Raw genomic sequence first — 20,565 nt, 5'->3', positions numbered from 1 at the left:
AGGCGATACGGGCTCTCGGCGTAGCAGTACCTACGACTTCAATGTCCGTACCGGAGCCCTTTCCCACATGACGAGCAGCACCGAGACCACCGCCACCACCCCGCAGGTTGCGGTCAACGACATCGGTAACGAGGAAGCCTTCCTCGCCGCGATCGACGAGACGATCAAGTACTTCAACGACGGCGACATCGTCGACGGCGTCATCGTGAAGGTCGACCGGGACGAGGTCCTGCTCGACATCGGTTACAAGACCGAAGGCGTCATCCCGAGCCGTGAGCTCTCGATCAAGCACGACGTCGACCCCAACGAGGTCGTCGCCGTCGGTGACGAGATCGAAGCCCTTGTTCTCCAGAAGGAGGACAAGGAAGGCCGCCTGATCCTCTCGAAGAAGCGCGCCCAGTACGAGCGTGCCTGGGGCACCATCGAGAAGATCAAGGAAGAGGACGGCATCGTCACCGGTACCGTCATCGAGGTCGTCAAGGGTGGTCTCATCCTCGACATCGGCCTCCGTGGCTTCCTCCCGGCCTCCCTGGTCGAGATGCGCCGCGTTCGCGACCTTCAGCCCTACGTGGGCAAGGAGCTCGAGGCCAAGATCATCGAGCTGGACAAGAACCGCAACAACGTGGTCCTGTCCCGCCGTGCCTGGCTGGAGCAGACCCAGAGCGAGGTCCGCCAGACCTTCCTCACCACCCTCCAGAAGGGTCAGGTGCGCTCCGGCGTCGTCTCCTCCATCGTCAACTTCGGTGCCTTCGTGGACCTGGGTGGCGTCGACGGTCTCGTCCACGTCTCCGAGCTGTCCTGGAAGCACATCGACCACCCGTCCGAGGTCGTCGAGGTCGGCCAGGAGGTCACGGTCGAGGTCCTGGACGTCGACATGGACCGCGAGCGCGTCTCCCTGTCGCTCAAGGCGACCCAGGAAGACCCGTGGCAGCAGTTCGCCCGGACCCACCAGATCGGTCAGGTCGTCCCGGGTAAGGTCACCAAGCTCGTTCCCTTCGGTGCGTTCGTGCGCGTCGACGAGGGCATCGAGGGCCTGGTCCACATCTCGGAGCTGGCCGAGCGCCACGTCGAGATCCCGGAGCAGGTTGTCCAGGTCAACGACGAGATCTTCGTCAAGGTCATCGACATCGACCTCGAGCGCCGCCGCATCAGCCTCTCGCTGAAGCAGGCCAACGAGTCCTTCGGTGCCGACCCGTCGGCGGTCGAGTTCGACCCGACCCTGTACGGCATGGCCGCGTCCTACGACGACCAGGGCAACTACATCTACCCCGAGGGCTTCGACCCCGAGACCAACGACTGGCTCGAGGGCTACGAGACCCAGCGCGAGGCGTGGGAGAACCAGTACGCCGAGGCGCAGCAGCGCTTCGAGCAGCACCAGGCTCAGGTCATCAAGTCCCGCGAGGCCGACGAGCAGGCTGCGGCCGAGGGCGCTGCGGCGCCGGCGGCGCAGGGTGGCGGCCAGACCGGCGGCGGCCAGACCGGCGGCGGCTCCTACTCCTCGGAGTCGGCGGACAACTCCGGCGCCCTGGCGTCGGACGAGGCCCTCGCCGCGCTCCGCGAGAAGCTGGCCGGCGGCCAGAGCTGAGCTCGCGCCGACAGGCAGCGGCTCGCCGCTGCTAGGCACTAGCCGATAGGCGAAGGCCCGTTCCCCTCTGGGGGAGCGGGCCTTCGTTGTTTGTGGGGGTGGGGGCTGGGTGCTGGGCGCTGGGGCCGTGTTCGGGTTCGCCGTCCGGTCGCCTTACGTGGTCGGCGGTCGGCTGGTGGTCGGTGGCCGTCCGGTGATCGGTGGTCGCCCGATCAGCCCACTGGTATGCCCGGATGGGCGATGCCGCGACCGCCGGTGATCGGTGGTCGTCGCGGAAGACCGTCCGCAGCCCCCAGCCCGGCTGCTGGGAGTGGGTCTCATGGCCGTTGTCGGTGGTGTGCCTGCCCGTGTTGTTCTCGACGACCGTTGGTGAGCTGAAATCCGGTCACCCTGCTTCGCGTCGGCGAGCGCGGGGGCGTGGGGGCGCCACCGGTGGCCGCAGTGGCCGCGGTGGAGTTAACTCCCCTTTCCTGCAAGGGGTCATGCCGCACCACCGGGGGTCGGGGGTGGCCGCCTCAGGTGTGGGGGGAGGCATGTCTGGAGGTGGAGCCGCGCCCGGTGGTGCGCGGGGCCCGAGCCCGTCGGCTGGGGGCGCGCGCCCGGTGGTGAGGGACTCCCGCCCGGCAGGACGGAGAGTGTCCGGAAAGGGTCGGGGTCATATCCGCAGCCGGGAATGCCTGCGGTCGACCACACGTTGGCGTTCATGAGAACGAGGAGGAGCGGTCACTGTGTTGGATCCCCAGAGTTTGTACGCATGGGAGCCGAGCGGGCTCGCGGAGGTGGAGGCGATCGCCTCCAGGGACTCCGCGGGTCTCGTGCTGCTGTACCACTTCGACGGCTACATCGACGCCGGCGAGACGGGCGACCAGATCGTCCAGCGGCTGCTCGACGGCCTGCCGAACGAGGTCGTCGCCCGCTTCGACCACGACCGCCTCGTCGACTACCGCGCCCGGCGCCCGCTGCTGACCTTCGAGCGCAACCGCTGGACCGCCTACGAGACCCCGAGCATCGAGCTGCGGCTCGTCCGCGACACCACCGACGCGCCGTTCCTGCTGCTGTCCGGCCCCGAGCCGGACGTGGAGTGGGAGCGCTTCGCGGGTGCCGTGAAGGAGATCGTGGAGCGGCTCGGCGTGCGCCTCTCGGTGAACTTCCACGGCATCCCCATGGGCGTCCCGCACACCCGCCCGGTGGGCATCACCCCACACGGGAACCGCACGGATCTGATGCCGGGCCACGCCAGCTTCTTCGACGAGGCCCAGGTTCCCGGTAGCGCCGAGGCGCTGATCGAGTTCCGGCTGGCCGAGGCGGGGCACGACGTACTGGGCGTGGCGGCGCATGTGCCGCACTACATCGCCCGGTCCGCGTATCCGGACGCCGCGCTGACGGCCCTGGAGGCGGTGACGGCCGCGACCGGCCTGGTCCTCCCCGCCGCGGCGCATTCGCTGCGGACGGAGGCCCTGCGGACGCAGGAGGAGATCGAACGGCAGATCTCCGAGGGCGACGAGGAACTGGTCGCGCTGGTCAGCGGGCTGGAGCATCAGTACGACGCGGTGGCCGGCGCGGAGACCCGGGGGAATCTGGTGGCCGAGCCGGTCGACCTTCCCTCGGCCGACGAGATCGGCAGGGAGTTCGAACGCTTCCTCGCGGAGCGGGAGGGCGACGGCGGCGCCTGAGCCCGGTGACGGCGCCTGAGCCCGGTGACGGCGCCTGAGATGGCGACGGCGCCTGAGATGGCGACGGCGCCTGAGATGGGGACAGCGCCTGAGATGAAGCGCGGCCTCCTGTGCGCCGGCCGCCCCGGCGCACCGTATAGCGTGGGCCCATGGTGAAGGTGGGGCTGACCGGCGGCATCGGCGCGGGTAAGAGTGAGGTGTCACGACTGCTGGCGTCGTACGGCGCGGTGATCGTGGACGCGGACAAGATCGCACGCGAGGTCGTCGAGCCGGGTACGCCCGGACTGGCGGCGGTGGTCGAGGAGTTCGGGGACGGCGTTCTCACACCGGAGGGCACGCTCGACCGGCCGAAGCTCGGCGGGATCGTCTTCGCCGACCCCGAGAAACTGAAGGCGCTGAACGCCATCGTGCACCCGCTGGTGGGCGCACGCTCGGCCGAACTCGAGGCGTCGGCGGGGCCGGAGGCGGTGGTGGTCCATGACGTGCCGCTGCTGACGGAGAACGGCCTGGCACCGCTGTACGACCTGGTGGTCGTGGTCGACGCCGCCCCCGAGACCCAGCTGGACCGCCTGGTACGGCTGCGCGGCATGGCCGAGGACGAGGCGAAGTCCCGGATGGCGGCTCAGGCGACCCGTGCACAGCGGCTGGCGGTCGCGGATCTGGTCATCGACAACGACGGGCCGCTGGAGGCCCTGGAACCGCAGGTCCGCGCGGTGTGGGAGCGCCTGCGGGACGTATGAGCCCGGACGGTACCCTCGCCGCCATGACTCCTCCTTCCGATCTCGACGCCAGGTCCCCCGGCTCGGAGCCCGCCGCCACTGCGGAGACCGCTTCCGGAGCCACCGCCGTGGTTCCCTCCGCCGATGACGGTGCCCCCGCGTCATTCGTCGTGAACATCCCGGGCATCGCGGACACGGAACTGGAGCCGGAACCGCTCGATCCCTCGCAGATCGTCTCCGGGGAGCCGGAGGTGACGGGAAAGGTGCTCTGGGAATCGCCGGACGGCCGGCAGCTCCGGGGCATCTGGCAGATCACGCCGGGCGTGGTGACCGACACCGAGGCCAATGAGCTGTTCGTGGTCGTCAGCGGACGTGCCACGATCGAGGTCGAGGGCGGTTCGGTACTTGAGGTGGGACCGGGCGACGCGTGCATCCTGCGCGAGGGCGACCGCACCCGGTGGACCGTCCACGAGACGCTGCGCAAGGCCTACCACATCAGCCTGTAGCGGGTGGCCGGCTCCGGCCCCGGCGCCGTGGCGTGACCTGCTGGGGCTCCGGCGCTGTGGCCTGCTGCGGTGGTGGTGCCGCGGCCCGGTGGCGCCTTCGCCCGGTGGTGCCGTGGCCCGGTGTTGCGGTGGTGCCCTGGGGGCTCCCGCTGCAGTGGTGACCGTGGCCCATTGCGGGGACGGCCACGGTGGCTCGCTGCGGCGATGGTTGCGGTGTTTCGATGCGGCCGCGGTGTCGTGGCCTGGTGCTGCGGCGGCGGTGGTGGTGCGGCCATGCCGAGACCCCATGCGGTTGCCGGTCCGATCGATTGCCCCGGAGCGGCCAAGGCTCGGCTCGGTTGGGCCACCGGCCTCGGTCGGGGGTACCGGACCCGGTTGAGGCCGCCCCGGCCGGGGAATGCCGCGACCGATGGGGTTGTTGTGCCGCAGGTGACGCCGTACGGCTCGTGGCTGAGGCATGCCCCGATGGCGACGGCAACGGGAGAGGAGCAGGCCGTGCCCGAAAGCAGCCCCGAGACGCATGTCATCGACTTCCGCGCCGCGGAGCAGCTGTTGGAGGCCCGCGACCCACGCGGCGCGATCCGGCTGCTGGACTCGGTCATCACCGCACACCCCGAAAACACCGCAGCCCGACTGCTACGCGCTCGCGCCTTCTTCCTCGCCGCCCAACTGCGCCCGGCGGAACTCGAGTTCCAAATAGTGCTGGAACGCGAGCCGGACAATGCCTTCGCCCATTTCGCGCTGGGCCGCACTTTGGAGCGCGGGGGCCGGCTGGACGAGGCGCTGCGCCACTTCCGCCTGGCAGCCGCCCTGGAACCGCGCCCGGACTTCCTCCAGGCCGCCCGCTTCCCACGCGGCGGCACGGGCAACGGCGAACACGCCCCATAACGAGAGGGGCGGAGGCCAAAGCCCGGGACAGGGATGCGATCGCCGGCACCTCCCTGGCATGCGGGAGGCGAACACCCCCCCTGTCGCCTACGGCTTGGTGCCGGGTCGGCGGCCGGTGTCCCTGCGTATGTCGAACGCTTCGTTCCGGCCGCGATCCGGCTCGTAGGGCGGTATGTCCCTGCCCGGTTGGTAGTGCGGCCCCTGACGAATGTGGCGGATCACCATGGCCAGGTCCATGACTGCCACCATGGCCACGGCGGCACACGCCCCCGCCCATTCCGGCCGGCCGGCGTTGACGAAGGCCACGGCTCCCGCGGTGGCACACAGCAACCCCCACAGCGCCAGCCCACAGCGCAGTCTCAGCGGGCTGCGTGCGTGCAGCGGCTCATTTCCCGTACGCATCGGCACCCATCTCCCACCTCCAGGATCCTCCCGATCGACGAGCCGGTCACCTGTCTTTCCCTCCCTTTCCCCCGCACCCCGCCCTGCCCCGCCCCGCCCTGCCCCGCCCCGCCCCATCCCCTCCCTGCCGCCCCGCCCTCTCCCCCCCCCGCCCCCCCCGCCCCCCGCCGTCTCCCTTACGCCTCGCCCCCTCTGATCCCCCTCCCTCCCACCCCCTCCCGCTCATTCGCTCTCCACCGCCCCCTCCCGCTCATCCGCTCCCTGCCACCCGCTCCACACCACCCGCTCCCGTTCAGTCGTGCTCGCGGCGTGGGTCGCCGGCAGGGTGGCTGTTGATCCAGGACAGCCCGCCGATGTCGAGCAGTGATCGTGCTCGGGTGACGGCGACGTACGCCAGGCGTGCCTCGTCGATGTCGATGGGCCCGGGGACCGGCGCACCGTCCTCGCCTCGCTCGTCCAGATCGTCGGGGGCGGAGAAGTCGTCTGCGATGCGCACGCTCGCCCATTCCCGTCCCTTGGCCCGATGTGCCGTGGACACCGTCACCTCGGCGAAAGTCTCGGGCGAGAGCCGGTCCAGGGCCTGGAGCAGCGCTTGCGTGCCGTGCTCGTCGACGAGCTCCACCAGCGGCAGCAGATCGCGGCCGGCGGGGTCGAACTCTGCGTACTCACGCAGCTCCGCCCAGGTTTCGAAGAGCATCAGCTCGGGATGGGCGGTGCGGCGCCCGGCCTCCAGGTCGTGTACGGCGCGTGCGAGCGCGCTCAGCGCCTCGCCGCCGCCCGCGAGCGCGACCCGGCGGCCCGCGTCCAGCTGCCGTATCACCTCCACCATCGCCCCCACATTCGTCCGGCACAGGATCGCGTCGGGGGCGCGGACCTTGTGTAACTCCGTCTCCAGGTGGGGGGAACCCGTCAGCCGGATCGGCGCGCCGACGATCGCCAGCCAGCGGTTGGCCTCGGCTGCCAGTGCCGGTCCGAAACGGAAGGAGCGGGAGAGGCTGAGCTGTCTGCCGTCGAATCCGGACATCACATCGCGCGCGCCGCGCCAGCCGTAGATGGCTTGGGCGGAGTCCCCGACCAGTACCAGCTGTGCGTGGTCGCGCTGAGCGGTGAAGACCTGCTCGACCACGGGGTTGGTGTCCTGTGCCTCGTCCAGCAGCAGGAAGTCCGCCTTGATGACCGGCTCGCGCAGCGCCCACATCTTCAGGTAGTGATCATGCTCGAAGCGGACGACGCCGTGGTCCGGATGCTGGAGGTCGGCCCAGGCCTTGCGTGCGTAGGGCAGGACGAGATCGGCGAGTTGAGCGTGCAGCGGCTCGGATTCGGCGCCGCGTAAGGACGGGACGTGGTGCGGCGCGATGTGGCTGTCGGCCGACTGGCAGAAGCGGGTGACGGTGCGCAGGACCGTATAGGAGAGCGCTCTGTTGTCGACCTTGCGTGATCCGATGCGTAGGGACATGCCGGTGTCGATGCCCAGGGCCGCGCCGGTGCGCCACCCCGCTTGCCGAGGGGCGTTCATCCGCGCCTGGTAGCCCCTGCCCACGGCGGTGTAGGCGAGGGCGTGCGCCGTTCCGCAGGCGACCTCGTCGGGGAATTCCCGGGCGGCGTGGCGGGCGACTGCTCTGTTGAAGGCGATGTAGCGGCCGAGCCTGCTCTGTCGCCGCGCGGAGTGCGCGAGCATCGCGAGGGTCGTCGTCTTGCCGGTGCCGGCGCCGGCCTGGATCACGAGATGGGAGCCGGTCGCAAAGGCCTCCGCCGCGGCGGTCTGTTCGGGCGTGGGGGTGTGCATGATGCTCCTCGCCGAGGTCGATTGATTACTGAGAGTTATTTCGTCACTCAATGTAATCGAAAGTGGGGTGAGCGCAAGAGGCTTTTCGTGACCTGTGGATAACTCCGCCCTCTCGCGCGGGAGCGCGGGGCGGGTGCGTTGTCAGTGCCGTCTGCTTCCATCGGCAGCAGACGGCAGATCGCCACGGCGGCTCGTCGGGTGCGAGGCAGGAGGCAGGGGAGACGTGGTGCGTACGACCGTAGACTCGCAGGTCGGGCGCGCCGGAGCGGGTCGCGTGCAGCCGGCCCGACGGGCGCCACGGCAGGCAGTGCAGGACGACCAGACATCAGGGGATGGCATGACAAGGCGGTGGGAGCGCGGCGGATGGGCCGCTGCCGTGGCCGGCTGCGCCGTGGCCTTCCTGCCCGCCCAGCCGCCGCGCGCCGGCAAGATCGCTCTCTGGCGGCCCGACGGCGGTCCGCTCCCCGAAGGCGATGGGGGAGAGGGGACAAGAACTCCGGGCGAGGGGCAGGCGCTGGAGCGGGTACAGCTGACCGTTGCCCGGCGGCACGGCAACGGCGCCCGCAGTCGCACGGTAGCCGCCGTGCTGCTCCCGCTGGCCGAGGCCGTGCCGCTGCTGGTCCGTGCCCGGCACGATCCGGCCGCCGCCCCGGCCGCCGCCTGCTGGGGCGCGGCCACTCTGCACGCCCTGCACCTCGCCGCGCGCGGCAGACTGCTGCCGGGCCTGACCGCCGAGGACACCGACGCCTGGCGCGCCGGACCGCTCGACCCCGAGGACGTCGCGCACCTCCGGGCCATCGCCGCCGCCATGCCCGCCGAGGCCCACCCCGTGCCGCTCCCCGGCAGCCGCCCGCTCCAGCTGCACGACCCCGCGGCCCTGGTGCGGCTCTATGTGGACGCGGTCATCGACGCGCTGCCGCGCACCCCCGCCGCCGGACTGGTGGCCGGCGCCCCGTTCGCCGCGAGCGAGCCGCAGCACATTCCCGGCGCACGGGAGTGGGCCGCAGAGGTCGCGGCGGGCGTCGACGCCGGGGTGCGGCTCTCCCTTCGCCTGGACCTCGCACCGCACCGGCTCTTCGACATCCGGGACGAGAGCGGGGCGGGCGGCGCCGAGGAGCGCAGCGCGGCGGCCGCCGTCCTGCAGGTGCACAGCCTCACCGATCCGACCCTGGTGGCCGACGCCCGCGCCCTGTGGGAGGGCGAAGGCCCCGATCATTTCGGGCCCCGCTCCCGTATCGACACGCTCCTCGCGCTGCGTCGCGCTGCCCGCGTCTGGCCCCCGCTCACCCGCCTCCTGGAGCGCCCGGTCCCCGATGTACTGCCTCTGGGCGAGGATGAGTTGTACGAGTTGCTGGGCGAGGCCGCGCCTCGTCTGGGTGCCGCGGGCGTGGCCGTCCACTGGCCCAGGGAGCTGGCCCGCGGGCTGACCGCGGCGGCGGTGCTGCGCCCCGCACCGGGCTCCGCCGCGGACGGCTTCGGCTTCTTCGACTCCGGTGAACTACTGCAATTCCGCTGGCAACTGGCGATGGACGGGGCGCCCCTCACGGAGGCGGAAATGGACGCCCTGGCCGAGGCGCACCGCCCCGTCGTGCGGCTCCGCGACCAGTGGGTGCTGGTCGACCCAGGGCTCGTACGCAAAGCCCGTAGGCGCGAACTGGGCTATCTGGAGCCCGTCGACGCCCTCGCGGCGACGCTTCACGGCACCACGGAGGTGGACGGCGAACCGGTCGAGGTGGTGCCACTCGGAGCGCTCGCCGCACTGCGCGGCCGCCTCACCGACCAAGCGCGCCCGCTGCCCCAGCCGCCCGGACTGCGGGCGACCCTCCGCGACTACCAACTACGGGGCATGACCTGGCTCGACACCATGACCTCGATCGGCCTCGGCGGATGCCTCGCCGACGACATGGGCCTGGGGAAGACGGTCACCGTCATCGCGCTCCATCTGCACCGACGGCCCACCGAACCCGTCCTCGTGGTCTGCCCCGCCTCCCTCCTCGGCAACTGGCAGCGGGAGATCGAGCGCTTCGCGCCCGGTACGCCCGTACGCCGCTTCCACGGCACCGGCCGCAGCCTCGACGGCCTGAACGGCGGCTTCGTCCTGACGACGTACCAGACGATGCGCGGCAGCGCCGCCCAACTGGCCGCCCGGCCCTGGGCATGGGTCGTCGCCGACGAGGCCCAGCATGTGAAGAACCCCCGCTCCTCGACGGCCAGAGCGCTGCGCAGCATCAAGGCCCCCGCCCGCATCGCCCTCACCGGCACGCCGGTGGAGAACAACCTCTCCGAGCTGTGGGCCCTGCTGGACTGGACGACCCCCGGCCTCCTCGGCCCCCTGAAGACGTTCCGGGCGCTGCATGCCCGTGAGGTCGAGGGCGGCGAGGACCCGGAGGCGGCCGAGCGGCTGGCCAGACTGGTGCGCCCGTTCATCCTGCGGCGCAAGAAGTCCGACCCGGGGATCGCACCCGAGCTCCCGCCCAAGACCGAGACGGACCATCCGGTGGCGCTGGGACGCGAACAGGCCGCGCTCTATCAAGCCGTCGTCCGCGAGACCCTCGCCCGGATCGAGACCGCCGAAGGCATCGCGCGCCGCGGTCTGGTCATGAAGCTGCTCACCGCCCTCAAGCAGATCTGCAACCACCCCGCGCAGTACCTCAAGGAGGCCGCCCCGGGGCTGGCCGCCCGCTCCGGGAAGCTCGAACTCCTCGACGAACTCCTGGACACCATCCTCGCCGAGGACGGCGCCGCGCTGGTCTTCACCCAGTACGTGAGCATGGCGCGGCTGCTCGAACGGCACCTCGCCGCCCGAGGCGTCCCGACACAGCTGCTGCACGGCGGCACCCCCGTCGCCGAACGGGAGAAGATGGTCGACCGCTTCCAGTCCGGCCAGGCCCCGGTCTTTCTGCTGTCCCTGAAGGCGGCCGGCACCGGCCTGAACCTCACCCGCGCCGGACATGTGATCCACTACGACCGCTGGTGGAATCCGGCCGTGGAGGAGCAGGCCACCGACCGCGCCTACCGCATCGGCCAGACCCAGCCCGTCCAGGTCCACCGGCTCATCGCCGAGGGCACGGTCGAGGACAACATCGCCCAACTCCTCCACGCCAAACGGGCGCTCGCCGACGCGGTGCTCTCCGGTGGGGAGACCGCGCTGACCGAACTGACCGATGCGGAACTGGCCGATCTCGTCTCCCTCAGGAGGCCCGGATGAACCGCCGCCCCACCTCCGGGCGCGCCACAGCGGCCGACCACCAGGCCCGCGCGGACCGCACCCGCACCTTCCCGCCGCTGCCCGTCCGGACCGGTGCCCGGGGGCTGTTCGCCGAATCCTGGTGGGGAAGCGCCTGGCTGGACGCACTGGAGAGCGCCGCCCTCGACAGCGCCCGGCTCGCCCGTGGCCGGACCTACGCCCGCGCCGGCCATGTCGACACCATCAACATCACACCGGGCCGCATCGTCGCCACCGTACGCGGCAGCAGGCCACGCCCCTACAGCGCAGAGATCCGCCTCAGGACCCTCACCGGCCAGGAGTGGGAGGCCCTCCTGGACGCGATCGCCGCGGACCCCGGACAGCTCACCGCCCTGCTGGCCAAGCAGCTGCCCAGCGCCCTGGCCGAAGGCGAGGTACGCCTCCTCCCGGGGCCCGGCGACCTCGTTCCCCGATGCTCGTGCCCTGACAGCGGCAGGCCCTGCAAACACGCCGCCGCGCTCTGCTTCCAGGTGGCCAGGCTCCTGGACACGGACCCGTTCGTCCTGCTGCTGATCCGCGGCCGCGGTGAACGCGAACTCCTCGACGAACTCTCCCGCCGCAACGCCGCCCTGACCGCCCGTGAAACCCGCGCGCACACCCTCACCCCCACCACACCGGCCACCGGCAGGCAGGTGTCCGAAGGGACCGCACGAGTCGATGAGGGCGAACGCCCCGCCGCGGTGGCCCCGGGTGCCGTGCCCGAGGAGCCCGCTGCCCCCAGGACGCCGACGCCCTCCGGTGTCCCCGCCCGTACGGCTCTCGCCGACCGCCCCCGGCCGCCGCTCCCACCGCCCCTGCCGGTGCCGCCCCAGCCAGGTCACCCGCCTGCCCTGCCGGACGGCGACGACCTCCCCTTCGACCCCGCCACCCTCGAATTCCTGGCCGCCGACGCCGCCGCCCGCGCCCACGCCTGCGTATCCGCCGCCGGATCACCCGCCCCCGGTGACGGGCGGCAGGCCCTCCCCGGCCCGTTCCCGGATCTGCCCCCGTGGCAGGACGCCGTCCGCCTGGCCGCCACCGCCCACCCCACCGCCGGCCTGACCGCCACCACCCGGGCCCTCTACCGCGACCTCGCGGCCGCGACCGGCCGCACGCCCACGGACGTGGCCCGCTCCGTCGCGGCCTGGCGCCAGGGCGGCCCCGAAGGCCTCGCCCTCCTCGACACCACCTGGGACCCCCCGGCCGGTGACTTCGACCGGGCCCGCAGCGCCCTCCTGGCCGCCGACCTCCACGCCCTGCGCCCCCGCCACAACCACCTCACCGACCCCGACCGCGGCATCCAGCTCCGCTTCGGCCACGACAACCGCTGGTACCCCTACGAATCCGAACCAGGCGCCGAGGACTGGTGGCCCACCGGACCGGCCGACCCCGACCCCGTAGGCGCCCTCACCACCCTGCTCGCACGATGACTAACCTCAAGGCCGTGGAAGGTCTCGACACACTCACCCGATCCCTCGCCCGGCGCACCCCCGAGCAGCTCGCGGCACTCCTCACCCGCCATGCCGAGCCGCTCGCCCGCCGCCCCGCCCCCACCGAACTGCGCGGTCTGGCAAGCGCGTTGTGGTCCTACGAAACCCTCCACCACCTGGTGCTGCACCTCGACCACCCCCGCCTGCAGGTGCTCGCCGCCACCGCCCGCATCAGCCAGGAACGCGCCGCACGGGACGCCCACGGCCCCACCGCCCCCGCCCCGGGCGCCGACTACCAGTCCCTGATGGCGCACCGGCTGTCCTTCGCCCAACTGGCCACCGCCCCCGTCCCGCCCGAGGACGTCTTCACCGCCCTCGGCGCCACCGGGCACGCGCGCAGCGCCGCCGAAGCCGGCCTGCGCGCCCTCTACGACGACGGACTGGCCGCCCCGACCGAGGACGGCAGCGTCGTCGTCCCGCCGCGCGCCCCGCAACTCCTGGCCGCCCACGACCTCGGCCCGTTCCTCGCGCACGCCCCGGAGCTCGTTCCCGACGACACCGCCGACCCCGGGACGCCCGCCACAGCGGTCCCGCGACCTCGCTGCACGACGAGTCCCGGGCCGCCGCCGCGACCCTCGCCGCCACCGTGGACCGCCTGCTGGCTTCCCTGGCAACGCAGCCCGCCGCGCTGCGCAAGGCGGGCGGCCTGGCCGTACGGGAGATCAAGCGGCTCGCCAAGGCAGCCGGCGCCTCCGAAGCGCACACCCGCCTCCTCCTCGACCTCGCCCTCGCCGCCGACCTGATCGCGCTGACCCGCACCCCGGCCGGCATCACCGCCCTGCCCACCGGCGCCTACGACGACTGGCTCCTCCTCCCGCCGGGCCGGCGCCTCGCCCCCTTCCTGGCCGCCTGGTCCGCCCTGTGGGCCATCCCCACCCACACCCCGTTCGGCGAAACCCCCACCGCGCTGGTCCGTGGCCACGACCGGCACGCGCCCGCGCTGCGGTACGCCCTCCTCGCCGCCCTGGCCGCCGTCCCCCTGGGCGCAGGGGCACCCCTGGCGCCCCTGCCGCACCCCCAATCTCCCGGACCGGAGGCCACACCGCGCACCGACGCCGCGCTGCGCAGCCTCCTCGCGGCGGCGGACTGGCACCGCCCCCTCGCCGTCAGTGGGCAGCCGATGGCCGAGGAACGCGCCGCGCACACCCTCCACGAAGCGGCCTACCTGGGACTGGTCGCCCACGGCACCCTCACCCCCCTCGGCCGGGCGCTGCTCGCCGACCCGCGGTCCCTCGACGAACCGCTCGGCGACCTGCTCCCACCGCTGCTCGAACAGGCCCACTTCCAGGCCGATCTGACCGCGGTGGTGCCCGGCCGCCCCGCCGCCGGGCTCGACGGCCTGCTCGCCTCCGCGGCCGACCGCGAGTCCGAAGGGCACGCCGTGACCTGGCGCTTCACCCCCGCCTCGGTGCGTCGCGCGCTGGATGCCGGCCACAGTGCCGAAACCCTCCTCGACGACCTCACCCGCGCCTCGACGACGGGGACCCTGCCGCAGCCACTGCGCTACCTCGTACAGGACGCCGCCCGCGCCCACGGCCGGATGCGGGTCCTGCCCGCCGGCTGCTGCATCCGCTCCGACGACGAAAGCCTGGTCAAGGAGCTGGCCGCCCACCGCGCACTGCACGCCCTCGCACTACGGGCCATCGCCCCGACCGTCCTGGTCAGCAGCAGCCCGCCGGCGGCCACCCTGGAGGCCCTGCGCGCCGCGGGCTACGCACCCGCCCTGGAATCCGACACCGGCGCCACCACCGTCGAACGGCTCCCCGCCCACCGCACCAAGGCCCCCGCCCCCACCCGCGATCCGCACGCCCCCCTCACCCTCGCGCGCCGCCTCCTGGAGGTCTCGCCGGACCACCAGGACACTGCCGCGACCAGCGGTACGTGACCGTTGGCGGGCCGGGTGGCCGATGGCGTGGGCGGCCAGGCGTACTGCGCGCCGCCCCGCGGCCGATTTCTTCTCCTCCTCTTCCCCCTCTTCTCTCCTCCGCTGACCGGATCTGATCGAGGAGTCGTCAGACACGGTGGGTTCCCGCCGGCATCGCGGCCGCGTTGTCGGTGCCGTCAAGTAGCGTTCTGGAGTGCGGAGTCGAATCCGGAAGTCCTAGCGGATCGACCGGCCGAGGCGGAAGGACGAGGTCGACGTGGGGGAGCACGGGGTGGGGGACGGCGTACACAACGAGTTCGGTGGCAGCGCGTACGGTCCGGTCGTGCAGGCCGGGGCGATCCACGGTGGGGTGCACTTCGAGGTGAAGCGGCCGGAGGTTCCGGTGCCCCGGCAGGTGCCTGCCGGAGTCGTCCAGTTCGTCGACCGCGAGCCGGTGATCGAGGCCATCAGCGGCTCGGTGGGGGTGAGCGGCGGGGTGGCCGTGCTCAGCGGTCTGCCGGGGGTGGGCAAGAGCGCGACGGCGCACAGGTGGGCGCAAGGGGAGCGCGGCCGGTTCCCCGGTGGCGAGTTCTATGTCGACTTCGCCGAGCTGAGGGCGCAGGTCGGCGGGGACGTCTCGGCCGGTGTCAGCCGCTGCCTACGGGCGATGGGAGTCGAGGACCAGTACCTGCCGGGGACCCTCGGCGAGTTGACCGGGATGTTCCGCAGCCGGACGGCCGACAAGCGGGTGCTGGTGGTCCTGGACGACGTGACCGAGCCGGCGCAGGTACAGGCGCTGATCCCGGGGGCACCGGGGAGCGTCGTGCTGGCGACGAGCCAGGGCGTGCTCGGTGAGCTGCTCATGGTGGGGGCGCGTCTGCTGCCCCTGGAACCCCTCACCGGCGCACACGGCCTGCAACTGCTCCAGCGCCTGTGCGGAGAGGAGCGCATCATGGCGGACGGGGCGGCCGCGGCCGAGCGGATCGTGGCGAGCTGCGGCGGGCTGCCGGTGGCGCTGCACGTGGCCGCCGCGCGGCTGGTGACGCACCCACGGTTGTCGGTCGAGGCGCTCGCCGATGAACTGGCCGATGACGAACGCCGGTTGGATGCCCTGCGCAGGGGAGGCGAACGGGTCGTGACGGCGGTCTTCGCGGTGGCGTATGCCGGGCTGTCCGAGGAGACCGCGCGGCTGTACCGGGTGCTGGGCCTGTACCCCGGGCGCCGATGGGACACCGAGACGGCCGCCGCCGCTGCCGGGATCACCGGCCCTGAGGCGGCCGAGCAGCTCGAAGCCCTGGAGACCGCGAGCCTGATCACGGTGGCGGCGGACGGGCGGTACGACTTCCACGACCTGGTGCGACTGCACGCCAGGCAGCAGGCGGCCGCCGAGGACACCGAAACCGAGCGCACCGCCGTCGTACGCCGGGTGGTGGACCATCTGCTCACCCGGGCCGCGCACGCCGACCTGGCCGTCATGGGTCGCCGGATGCGCATCGGAGGGTATGTCGAGCACCTGGAAGGGGCGGACCGGAGACTCGGATTCCGCGACCGCCAGGAAGCGCTGGAGTGGCTGGATGCCTGGCGCGGCGAGTTGCTGGCCGTCCAGCGGGCCGCCGCGGACCGTCGGTGGCATCGCCTGGCCTGGGAGCTGGCCGAGGCGCTGACCGCGCTGTTCCTCAACCGCAGATACCTCAACGACTGGGTCGCGTCCGGGGAACTCGGTGCCAGGGAGGCCGCAGCGGACGGTGATCCGGCCGCCGAAGCCCGGCTGCGTTCGCTCCTCTCGCGTCCGTTGATGGACCGCGACGAGCTGGACCGGGCCCGCAGCGAACTCGAAACGGCCATCGCACGGGCCGACGAATCCGGCCATACGCTGCTGCAGGCCTCCGCCCGCGAGTTCTACGGGCGGTACTGGGACCGCTGCGAGCCGGAACGCGCCGTGGCGACATACGAGGAGGCGATGACGCTCTACCGCGCCGCGGACGACGAGCGCGGTATCGCCATCGGCCGCTACTTCATGGGCTGCGCACAGCACGCCGTCGGACGCACCGAGGACGCGCTCGCCACGCTGCAGGACGCCTACGACGGATTCATGGCGATCGACGACCGCCGGATGGGGGCGCGTGCACTGGCTGCCCTCGGGGGCGTGCGGAGGGACCTGGGGCACACCGATGAGGCGGTCGCGGCACTGGAGGAGGCCGTACGGATGCTGCGTGAGCGCGGAGCCGTCCACTACGAGGCCCCGGTGTGCGAGGCACTGGCCGAGATGGCCGAGGAGCGCGGCGACCGTGAGCGGTGGCGTCAACTGCTCACCCGGGCACTGGAGATATACGAGGCGGGCGGCGGGCCACGCGCCGTCGAGCTGCGCCGACGGCTGACGGAGCCCGAGCACACGCCTGAGTAGCGGGGGAGAAGGGGGCTATGGCTATGCACCGTGGCCGTGCCGGGCGACGCGCAGCGAGGCGTCCTCCGTGCGGTTGCCGAGGGCGAGGGTGACGATGCCGGCCAACGGGCGTCGGGAGCGCAGAAGGGTGTAGACGATGCCGGCCAGCACGGCGGGGTCGGCCATGAGGCCGGTGGCGCACACCTCGACCGTACGGCCGTCGCGCAGCCCGATGCGGCAGCCGCGGCCTGCGACGGTGGCGGCGGCGAGCAGACAGCCGGAGTAACGGGCGAAGGTGTCCTGGATCCATCGGTCGGCGGCGACGGCGGTAGCGGCCGGCTCGCGGCGGACCAGGACCGAGGCGCTCTCCGACAGTCGCCGGTCCCCTTCGTCGTCGGCGCTTGAGAGATGACGGAAGGGGCCGTCCGGAGTATCGGATCGCTCGGGGACGGCGAAGGAGTCGACGACGGCAGGGGTGCGCTCGACCGACACCCGGGGTCCGTCGGGTCCCTCGCCGATCGAGGTGGTCACGTAGGTCGCGGTGACCTTCGCCGGGTGGTCCTGCGGTACGGGAGGCTCCGGGGCCCGGCGCGGGGGCGGGGGACCGGTCGGTTCGGGGAGGTCCAAGAGGTCGTAGACGGCGGACCGGATCAGGCCCAGGGCCCGGCCCGGGGCGGCGAAGGCGCTCTCGCCGAGCTTGCGGAGGCGGGCGACGGTGCCGTCGCCGGCCGAGTGCAGGGCATGGAGTGCCTGCTCGATCTGCGGCCGGAGCGGCGCGTCGGCGGCGAGCCGGGGCGCGATCTGCCCCAGCTCGGCCATGGGGGTGCCGGCCACGGCCTCTTCCTCGCTGAACGCCCCGAGCAGCAAGGGCGTACCCAGCGCGGCGCCGTAGAAGGTGACCGATCCGTGGTCGCCGATGAGAAGGTCCGCGGCGACCAGCGTGGCCTGCCAGCCCGCCGTCGGCGCAATGGTCAAAAGCCCGGCGTCATGGGCGGAGTCGAGGAGGGAACGGACGGCGTGGTGGCCGTGGGCGGAGGCGATGTTGGGGTGGGTGACCAGGGCGACGGTGTAGTGGTCCATGGGCAGTTCGGCGAGCAGCCGGGCCGGAAGCGCGGGATCCCGGCCCAGGAGCGAACGGTCGCGCCAGGTCGAACTCAGCATGATCAGGCGGTTGCCGTCCGGGACACCGAGGGCCCTGCGGTAGGCGGCGCGCAGATCCCGTCCGTCGCGCAGTGCGTCATAGCAGGGATCGCCGACCAGGAGGGTGTGGCCGGCGGTGGCGGGGTGGGCGGCGGCCAGCTGGGCCGCCTGGTCGGGGTGCGAGAGGGCGAGCCGGGCCCGGCCGCTGCGCAGCAGGTCGTCCGGCACGACCCCGGCGAGCCGGTCCCGGTCGCTGCGGGAGTCGGGGACGACCTTGTGGAAGCCGACACCGTGGGGGAGGACCAGGACGGGGGCGGTGTGGTGTGAAGCGGTGAGATCGGCGTTCTCGGACGCCGTGATGATCAAGTCGGGGGTGATACGGGCGAATTGGTGCCAGGGCAGGATGCGGGCGCCGACCGACTCCAGCAGGGCGTGGACGCCGTCGTTGAACGCGGAGGTGGGGTCGTAGGCGAAGACGAGGGAGACGCGGGGGTCATCGCGCAGCACCGGGCGCAGGGCGTCGAGGACCCGGACGGTCGAGGTGACGGTGCGCGCCACCGCCACGACGATGCGCTCGCCGGCGAACGTCAGCCAGCGCTCGGGGTCCTCGCCGACGGGTACCCGCAGTGGCGGTATGAGGCCGTGACTGGTGTCGCGGCCATCGGCACACGCACAGCCGCAACCGCCCGCACAGCCGCTCGCGGCTCGCGGCTCGCGGCTCGCGGCTCGCGGCTCGCGGCTCGCGGCTCGCGGCTCGCGGCTCGCGGCTCGCGGCTCGCGGCTCGCGGCTCGCGGGCATGCTGATTAGCGCGTGTCACGGCTTTCCGCAACCCCTTGATGGTGATCCCGGCGGTCTTCGGCGCCCTACGGTAGATCAGCGGCGCTCCGCGCAGGCGACCAGGTGCGGCGGGTGGAGCGCGGACGGGCTCGCGGCCATGCCCCGGGTGTGTCCGGCCACGGCCCCAGGGGCGTCCGGTGGCCGTGGCCGGAAACGTTCTGGGGCCTGACCCATCGGACCGGCCCTAGTCGTCTCCCGGCTTCCGACGGCTTGCCCCGTTGAAGCGCCACAGAGCCGTCGGCCCGAAGCCGAGCGTGCGGGGACGACGCCTGGAGACGCCGGGCAGCGCCGCAAGAGTGGGGGTGGCACCGGACGCCGAGGCGGACCGCGGGCCGGTCGCCGACGAGGGTTCGGCCGCCGCCGGCAGGGGGGCCGGGACCGCTATCGGGGACTCCTCCTCCCAGTCCGGCGCGCCGCCCGTCGCCGGGCGGATCGGAGCCGTCCGTGCCCGGAGCAGGCCGAGCGCGGCCGACGGGTGCGGGAAGGGAGCGGTACGGGCACAGGGGGCGACGACATCGACATAGGCGCGGCAGACGGCGCCGCGACCGGCGGCGGGGTAGTGCAGGTCCTCGCCGGTGGCCAGGGACCACGGTTCCTGGACGATGCGGCCGATGGCGCGCTGCACCTTCCGGGCGATGCCGGCGTCGTCCATCCCGTGCCGGCGCAGCGTCTCGCGCAGCGCGGCGGCGCTGTGGGCGGCGATGGACAGGCCCTGGCCGAAGTCGGGGCTGAGCGAGACCACGGCGCCGCCGAGCGCGATGAACCCCGTGGGCCAGGACGGCAGCTGCTCATAGCGCCGCCGCCGGTTGGACGTGTCGCGGGCCAGCCGTACCTCGCTCAGCGGTTCGGCTTCGGCGATCAGGTCGCTTATGGCGGAGTTGCCCGTGCGGTGGGCGAACGCGACGAACCGGTTGGCGTGTTCGGTCGGGCGTTCGTCCCCGGTGCCGGTCAGGGTGACCAGCCAGCGCCCACCCTCGATGGGCACCAGTGTGGCCGTCCTCGCGGGGACCGGACGCCCGGGAGCGCGCCGACCGGGACCGGGGGTGGTGAGGGCCGAACGGGAGGTGAGCACCGGCACGTTCTCGGTGCCCTCGGGGGCGCGGAAGATACGGGTCGCCGAGACGATCCCGGGGTCCGAGACGTCCTCGCGCGCGGCGGGCAGGCCCAACGCGGAGAGCCGGTCCCGGGTGGTGGAGTGCCGGCCGGTGGCGTCGACCACCAGGTCGGCATCCAGCCGATACGTTTCGCCGGTTGTGGTGTCCCGTACGCGCACCCCGGTGACGTGCTCCGCGGTGCCGGTCAGCTCCTCCGCCTCGGTGCCGTCGAGAACGGATACACCGGGGAGGGCCGGCACCTGCCGGCGCACGACCCGGTCGAGCAGATCGCGTGAGCAGGCGACCAGATACGGCGAGCGGCGCCGGCCTAACCAGCCCTGCGGGGAGCCGGCGGCGAGCTCCGCGGGCAGCGGAATCCGGCGGGCCCCCTCGGCCAGCCATCCGTCGGCACTGCCGGGCAGCAGGGCGTCGACCAGCCGGGCTCCGTCCGCTGTCAGCAGGTGGGCGTGCCTGGCCTGCGGAAGGTCCGTGGGGAGGGCGGGGGTCCGCGGCAGCCGGTCGCGCTCGACGACGACGACATCGGCGTATGCGGACAGTGCGGCGGCGGCGAGCATGCCGGTGAAGCCGCCGCCGAGCACCACGGCGAGGTGCGGGTGGGTGAACTGCAGCCCGCTGCTGCTCGTACTGCTCGACGAGTTCATGAACAGTCCCTTTCTCGGCGGCGGCGCACGATCTCCCGGTGGGAGCGGGACTCGTCCAGAAAGGGCGGTGCCGCATGCGGTCGGGAGTGTCGGCGCGCGGCGGCGATGACGGCGTCGGTGGCGGCCGTGAACGAGGCCGTCAACGAGGACGGCAGGGACGCGGACGCGGTCCGCAGGATGCGCAGAGGTGCCGGTGGAAGTGGTCGTGCCAACTGTGGGTCCCGGGGGGGGGGGGGGGGGGGGGGGGGGGGGGGGGGGGGGGGGGGGGGGGCGGGGGGGGGGGGGGGGGGGGGGGGGGGGGTGTGGGGG

General features: G+C 72.9%; 14 protein-coding genes. 10 read left to right on the top strand and 4 right to left on the bottom strand.

What is annotated here, in order from left to right:
• Positions 1 to 67: 67 nt before the first annotated feature.
• The 5 genes from rpsA to ACZ5XZ_RS24760 all read left to right on the top strand — a co-directional run bounded on the left by rpsA (position 68) and on the right by ACZ5XZ_RS24760 (position 5,371).
• Positions 68 to 1,585, top strand: a complete 1,518-nt coding sequence (rpsA, locus tag ACZ5XZ_RS24780; protein WP_468981595.1) for a 30S ribosomal protein S1 — start codon at positions 68 to 70, stop codon at positions 1,583 to 1,585.
• 728 nt (positions 1,586 to 2,313) lie between these two features.
• A complete protein-coding gene (locus ACZ5XZ_RS24775) occupies positions 2,314 to 3,258 on the top strand; it encodes a PAC2 family protein (RefSeq protein WP_468981593.1) in 945 nt (314 codons plus the stop codon).
• 149 nt (positions 3,259 to 3,407) lie between these two features.
• On the top strand, positions 3,408 to 3,998 hold the full coding sequence (gene coaE, locus ACZ5XZ_RS24770) for a dephospho-CoA kinase (RefSeq protein ID WP_468981591.1): 591 nt from the start codon (positions 3,408 to 3,410) through the stop codon (positions 3,996 to 3,998).
• A gap of 23 nt (positions 3,999 to 4,021) precedes the next feature.
• Complete coding sequence (locus ACZ5XZ_RS24765) at positions 4,022 to 4,483, top strand: cupin domain-containing protein (protein WP_468981590.1); 462 nt, start codon at positions 4,022 to 4,024, stop codon at positions 4,481 to 4,483.
• A 495-nt stretch (positions 4,484 to 4,978) separates the two neighbouring features.
• Positions 4,979 to 5,371, top strand: coding sequence for a tetratricopeptide repeat protein (locus ACZ5XZ_RS24760; protein WP_468981588.1), 393 nt, complete (start codon positions 4,979 to 4,981; stop codon positions 5,369 to 5,371).
• Between the two features lie 87 nt (positions 5,372 to 5,458).
• Here ACZ5XZ_RS24760 and ACZ5XZ_RS24755 read toward each other — a convergent pair whose 3' ends face one another.
• Together ACZ5XZ_RS24755 and ACZ5XZ_RS24750 are read right to left on the bottom strand one after the other, a co-directional pair.
• Positions 5,459 to 5,773, bottom strand: coding sequence for a DUF6343 family protein (locus tag ACZ5XZ_RS24755; RefSeq protein WP_468981832.1), 315 nt, complete (start codon positions 5,771 to 5,773; stop codon positions 5,459 to 5,461).
• Positions 5,774 to 6,065: 292 nt separating this feature from the next.
• Positions 6,066 to 7,559: a UvrD-helicase domain-containing protein gene (locus ACZ5XZ_RS24750; RefSeq protein ID WP_468981587.1), complete on the bottom strand. Its 1,494-nt coding sequence runs from the start codon at positions 7,557 to 7,559 to the stop codon at positions 6,066 to 6,068.
• Positions 7,560 to 7,896: 337 nt separating this feature from the next.
• On the opposite strand from ACZ5XZ_RS24750, the gene ACZ5XZ_RS24745 reads away from it, so the two are divergent.
• From ACZ5XZ_RS24745 to ACZ5XZ_RS24725, 5 genes are all read left to right on the top strand, one after another.
• Positions 7,897 to 10,767, top strand: coding sequence for a DEAD/DEAH box helicase (locus ACZ5XZ_RS24745; protein ID WP_468981585.1), 2,871 nt, complete (start codon positions 7,897 to 7,899; stop codon positions 10,765 to 10,767).
• Positions 10,764 to 12,215, top strand: coding sequence for an SWIM zinc finger family protein (locus ACZ5XZ_RS24740; protein WP_468981583.1), 1,452 nt, complete (start codon positions 10,764 to 10,766; stop codon positions 12,213 to 12,215). Before ACZ5XZ_RS24745 ends, ACZ5XZ_RS24740 begins: the two co-directional genes overlap by 4 nt.
• A gap of 14 nt (positions 12,216 to 12,229) precedes the next feature.
• The gene (locus ACZ5XZ_RS24735; protein ID WP_468981581.1) at positions 12,230 to 13,018 is read left to right on the top strand and encodes a hypothetical protein; all 789 of its coding nucleotides are present in this window, start codon (positions 12,230 to 12,232) and stop codon (positions 13,016 to 13,018) included.
• A gap of 377 nt (positions 13,019 to 13,395) precedes the next feature.
• Complete coding sequence (locus ACZ5XZ_RS24730; protein WP_468981831.1) at positions 13,396 to 14,160, top strand: helicase-associated domain-containing protein; 765 nt, start codon at positions 13,396 to 13,398, stop codon at positions 14,158 to 14,160.
• A gap of 256 nt (positions 14,161 to 14,416) precedes the next feature.
• Positions 14,417 to 16,543 carry a hypothetical protein gene (locus tag ACZ5XZ_RS24725; protein ID WP_468981578.1) on the top strand — a complete coding sequence of 709 codons (2,127 nt, stop codon included), beginning with the start codon at positions 14,417 to 14,419 and terminating at the stop codon, positions 16,541 to 16,543.
• Positions 16,544 to 16,564: 21 nt separating this feature from the next.
• On the opposite strand, the gene ACZ5XZ_RS24720 is transcribed toward ACZ5XZ_RS24725, so the two are convergent.
• Together ACZ5XZ_RS24720 and ACZ5XZ_RS24715 are read right to left on the bottom strand one after the other, a co-directional pair.
• On the bottom strand, positions 16,565 to 18,220 hold the full coding sequence (locus ACZ5XZ_RS24720; RefSeq protein ID WP_468981577.1) for a CDP-glycerol glycerophosphotransferase family protein: 1,656 nt from the start codon (positions 18,218 to 18,220) through the stop codon (positions 16,565 to 16,567).
• Positions 18,221 to 18,684: 464 nt separating this feature from the next.
• Positions 18,685 to 20,256: an FAD-dependent monooxygenase gene (locus tag ACZ5XZ_RS24715; protein WP_468981575.1), complete on the bottom strand. Its 1,572-nt coding sequence runs from the start codon at positions 20,254 to 20,256 to the stop codon at positions 18,685 to 18,687.
• Positions 20,257 to 20,565 lie beyond the last annotated feature (309 nt).

The organism is Streptomyces sp. NPDC033270 (assembly GCF_055576575.1).
This window is presented reverse-complemented; position numbering and strand designations above follow the sequence as displayed.

What these genes read in the sequence shown, in the direction of transcription:
- rpsA (WP_468981595.1), top strand. Translation starts at nt 68, where the DNA reads ATGACGAGCAGCACCGAGACCACCGCCACCACCCCGCAGGTTGCGGTC.
- ACZ5XZ_RS24750 (WP_468981587.1), bottom strand. Translation starts at nt 7,559, where the DNA reads ATGCACACCCCCACGCCCGAACAGACCGCCGCGGCGGAGGCCTTTGCG.
- ACZ5XZ_RS24765 (WP_468981590.1), top strand. Translation starts at nt 4,022, where the DNA reads ATGACTCCTCCTTCCGATCTCGACGCCAGGTCCCCCGGCTCGGAGCCC.
- ACZ5XZ_RS24730 (WP_468981831.1), top strand. Translation starts at nt 13,396, where the DNA reads ATGGCCGAGGAACGCGCCGCGCACACCCTCCACGAAGCGGCCTACCTG.
- ACZ5XZ_RS24715 (WP_468981575.1), bottom strand. Translation starts at nt 20,256, where the DNA reads ATGAACTCGTCGAGCAGTACGAGCAGCAGCGGGCTGCAGTTCACCCAC.
- ACZ5XZ_RS24755 (WP_468981832.1), bottom strand. Translation starts at nt 5,773, where the DNA reads ATGCGTACGGGAAATGAGCCGCTGCACGCACGCAGCCCGCTGAGACTG.
- coaE (WP_468981591.1), top strand. Translation starts at nt 3,408, where the DNA reads ATGGTGAAGGTGGGGCTGACCGGCGGCATCGGCGCGGGTAAGAGTGAG.
- ACZ5XZ_RS24745 (WP_468981585.1), top strand. Translation starts at nt 7,897, where the DNA reads ATGACAAGGCGGTGGGAGCGCGGCGGATGGGCCGCTGCCGTGGCCGGC.
- ACZ5XZ_RS24740 (WP_468981583.1), top strand. Translation starts at nt 10,764, where the DNA reads ATGAACCGCCGCCCCACCTCCGGGCGCGCCACAGCGGCCGACCACCAG.